This is a genomic window from uncultured Cetobacterium sp. (assembly GCF_947039425.1).
Classification (GTDB): domain Bacteria; phylum Fusobacteriota; class Fusobacteriia; order Fusobacteriales; family Fusobacteriaceae; genus Cetobacterium_A.
Map to the genome: position 1 here is coordinate 1 of NZ_CAMQYW010000183.1, position 4,046 is coordinate 4,046.

A 4,046-nucleotide genomic window follows, 5' to 3' on the forward strand; every position below is an offset into this window, starting at 1 on the left:
CATTTCTACAGTGGGATATGGAGATGTGTATCCATTAACATTTATAGGTCAATTTTTAGTTCTTATTGAAATTATTACAGGAATTATGTTAACTAATGTTATTCTTGGACTGATTATAGGATCAGGAATATTAAATACAAAAGACAGGAAATGAGAATTGTACAGTTCTAAAATAGAATGTAATGTTTTTTATACGGTGAATCAATAAAAATATAAAAGTTTTATTTATTTTTTGATAACGGTACTTAAAGTGGTATATTATCTAGTATTATTTTTATTTTGATTGAATCATTAGTCATTTTCAGTGTTGATACTTCTTTTTAAAAGTGATATAAATTATAATTGAAAAGTCTCATAAAAAAAAAGAGGTGCAATAATGATAATCAAAGAACTGAAGAAAAGAAGCACTTATAATACTTCTTAATTGTAGTGAACATTATAAAATATTTTAAGAAATAATATTAACTTTAGGAGGGCATATATGAGAAAAATTTTACTTTTACTGCTTATTATAAATATTTCTGTTTTTTCTAAAATGTTAAATACTGCAGTTATTTTAGAAAATAATTCAAAGACTTCAAAAACATATTTAAATATCCTAACAAATCAACTAAATGAAAATTTTGCTGGAACAAATTTTAAAATAAATATTTCAAAAGTTCTTTATTTAAATAAAGAGAATATTAATACAAAACTTAAAGATATTAATTTAGATCCCAAAATAGATGGAATATTTATTTTAACTGACAATACAATTAATGAGATAAAAAATCTAAATAAATCTAAGTTTTATTCTATGCCATTTGGATTTGGAAAAAGTTCTAAAATACTTCCTAAAAATTTAAATTATATATATAGCGATCTAGATTTAAGAGATACTCTTTCTATTTTTAAAGAAATCAATGGAGTTAAAAGTGTAGATTTATTTGTGTCTAATATAACTTCTGAAAATTTAAAAAAACTTTCAAAAAAATTAAAAATTGAAGGATTAAAAATTAATATATACAAGACTAATTTGAATAAAATTAAAAATATAAGAAATCCAAGTTTCATAATATCATTTAATCCCCAGTTAAATAAATATGCTTATGCTGGAATTGATATGAATAGAGAAGTTTCAAAAAGACTGAAAGCTTCAAGTTTAAACTATATGCTTTTTAAAACTAAAAATAGATTAGGTGAAGTTGTAAAAGTTAATGAACCAAGAGATGATATATTTTTTAATACGAATGTTGCTACTAAAATTGGTTACTATCCAAATCTTATTTTTATTCAAGGAATATCTAAGATTAATGATGTAAAAAAAGAAACAACATTTCTAAAATTAAAAGATGCTATAAATAGAGCTTTAAAATCTAATCTATCACTTCTTAAATATAAACAGGATATAAAAACAAATGAATATAATGTAAATATTGCAAGTAGTTCAAGATTTCCGCAACTAAGTGCTAATATGGATTATAATGCTCTTGATAAAAGAAGTCCAACTTTTAAACTTGGATCTCCTGAAAATAGTACTAATTCATACCTAGAACTTTCTCAAGTTATATTTAATGACCAATTAAATGCTTCTGTAAAAATTCAAAAGCTTATGTTGGATTCAAATAGAAAGATATATGAACAACAAAAATTAAATACTATATACTATGTTGCATCAACATATGTAAATATTTTACAACTTAAAGCACAACTTGATATTCAAAAAAATAATTATTCTCTTTTAAAAGAAACTTTGGGTATTTCAAAATTAAATTATAAAGTTGGAACAGGAAACCTTCAAGATATTTATAGATTGCAATCAGATGTGGCGAGTTCACTTTCAAGCATTACTAAAATTCAAGGTGAGATTAAAAATCAAGAGATATATTTAAATACTCTTTTAAACTTTCCTAAAGATAGAAGTTATCAGTATGAATCTTTAAAAGATATATCTAAATATTTTTTTCTAAACAATACTTTTAATAAAAATTTTACCTATGGTTCTCAGAAAACTGAAAAAATTGAAAATTTTCTTGTAAAAGGAGCACTTTCTAATTCAAATTCTTTAATGGCTTTAGATAATAATATTAAAGCTAAAGAGAGAGAACTTTCTGCTAATGGTAGAGAAAGATATCTTCCTAAGGTAAGTGTTGTAGGAAGATATAGCAAAGATAATATTATAACTCCAACAGGAGAAAACTCTCATAAGAGATTTCCAGATGAGTATTGGCAAGGAGGAATAACACTTTCATTACCTCTTATTTCTGGTGGGGAGATTTATTATAAATCTAAAAAAATAAAAAGTGAAATTAGTTCTTTAGAATTAAATATGGAAAATTCTCAAAGTGATTTATCTAAAGAAGTTCTTCAAACATACACAGAACTTTTATCTAATTATGTTCAAAGTTATTCAACAGAAATCTCAGCAACTGTGGCTAAAAAAAACTTAAAGATAGTTAAAAATCTTTATTCAGAAGGGACTATAACTATAACTGATTTTCTTTCTGCTCAAAATAATGCTCTTTCTCAAGAATTTAATAATGTTATTCAAAATTTCAATTTAATAAATTCAGCATTAAAACTTGAAAATCTTTATGGTAAATCATCTCTTACAATGTCTTCTTCTGAAAAGGAAAAGATATTAAATGAACTTGATCAAAATTTAGAAAATTAAGAATTAGGGAGGATTAAATTGAAAAATAAATATTTAGTTATAATATCTGCATTAATATTTTTATCTTGTGGAAAAAATGAAAATGAAAAAGTTGAAAATATAAAACCTGTTGTATATAAAATTGTTCAACCTAAAAATAATACAATAAAAAGAACATATTCAGGAACTATTAAATCTGATACTTTATCAAATTTAAGTTTTAGAGTTGGAGGGACTATTAATAATAGAATTGCTGAACTTGGTAATATTGTCTCTAAGGGCGAAGTTTTAGCTACTTTAGATAATAGTGAATATCTTTTAAAATATAATAAATCTATAGCTGATTTATCTAAAGCTAAAGCTGTTTTAGCAGAAAACAAAGCTAATTTTAACAGATCGCAAGTTCTTTATTTGGAGAATAGTATTTCTAAAGCTTCTTATGATAATGCTATTGCTCAATATAAATCCGCTGTTGCAAATTTAAAAGCTTTGACAGAAGCGGTAAATTTATCAAAATTAAAACTTAGTTATACTAAACTTAAATCTCCTGAAAACGGAGTTATTGGCCAAGTTAAAAGTGAAGTAAATCAAGTTGTTAATCCTGGAGAAACTGTTTTTGTGTTAAGTAGCGATGGGGAAAGAAATATTGAATTTAATGTTTCACAATCTGTAATTGGAAGTATTTATCAAGGACAACCTATTAAAATTAATGTTGAAGCTTTAAATAATAAAAGCATTTCGGGAACAATTACAAATATAGGGCCACTATCAATAGGTTATGGTAGTACTTATCCTGTTAAAGCAAAAATAATAGATGGAAATTCTAATGTGAAAGTTGGAATGATCGCAGATATTATTATTACAACTCCTATAGGAAATCCAAATAGTATATCAGTTCCAATAGGTTCAATAATAACAGGTCCTGATAATCAAAAATATGTTTTTGTTATTAAAGATGTAAAAAATAATATTGGTGTTGTTAAAAAACAAGAAGTAGTTTTATCTAAAAATATAGTATCTGATGGTGTTATTATTAAATCCGGATTAGTTAAGGGAGATTTCATTGTTACAAAAGGAAGTAGCCAAATAATGAATGATCAAAAAGTCTCTTTAATTAAAGGTGAGAATTAATATGAAAATAACAGAATTAACATTAAAAAATAAGGTTACTGCATACTTACTTTTTGCTCTTCTTCTTTTTTTCGGTTATTCTTCTTATGAAAAATCTGAAAAAGCAGAAGATCCAGGATTTACAATAAAAACAGCACTTATTACAACAAATTGGCCAGGAGCAAATGCTAAACAAATTGCTGATTTAGTTAGTAAAAAAATAACTGATCAGGTTCAAAATATGGATTCTCTTGATTATGTTAACTCTAAAAATGTTGATGGCCAATCAAATGTATATGTAAAT

4 protein-coding genes are annotated in these 4,046 nt (G+C 24.5%); all 4 read left to right on the forward strand.

Features of this window, described 5'->3' with window-relative positions:
• Window positions 1-10: 10 nt before the first annotated feature.
• Window positions 11-154 (forward strand): ion channel, encoded by a 144-nt coding sequence (locus tag Q0V09_RS08695; RefSeq protein ID WP_297488600.1) that lies wholly within the window; start codon window positions 11-13, stop codon window positions 152-154.
• A 327-nt stretch (window positions 155-481) separates the two neighbouring features.
• Window positions 482-2,653, forward strand: a complete 2,172-nt coding sequence (locus tag Q0V09_RS08700; RefSeq protein WP_297488592.1) for a TolC family protein — start codon at window positions 482-484, stop codon at window positions 2,651-2,653.
• A gap of 18 nt (window positions 2,654-2,671) precedes the next feature.
• Window positions 2,672-3,763: an efflux RND transporter periplasmic adaptor subunit gene (locus Q0V09_RS08705; RefSeq protein WP_297488595.1), complete on the forward strand. Its 1,092-nt coding sequence runs from the start codon at window positions 2,672-2,674 to the stop codon at window positions 3,761-3,763.
• Between the two features lies 1 nt (window position 3,764).
• A partial coding sequence (locus Q0V09_RS08710; RefSeq protein ID WP_297488598.1) for an efflux RND transporter permease subunit occupies window positions 3,765-4,046 on the forward strand: 282 nt, incomplete at its 3' end.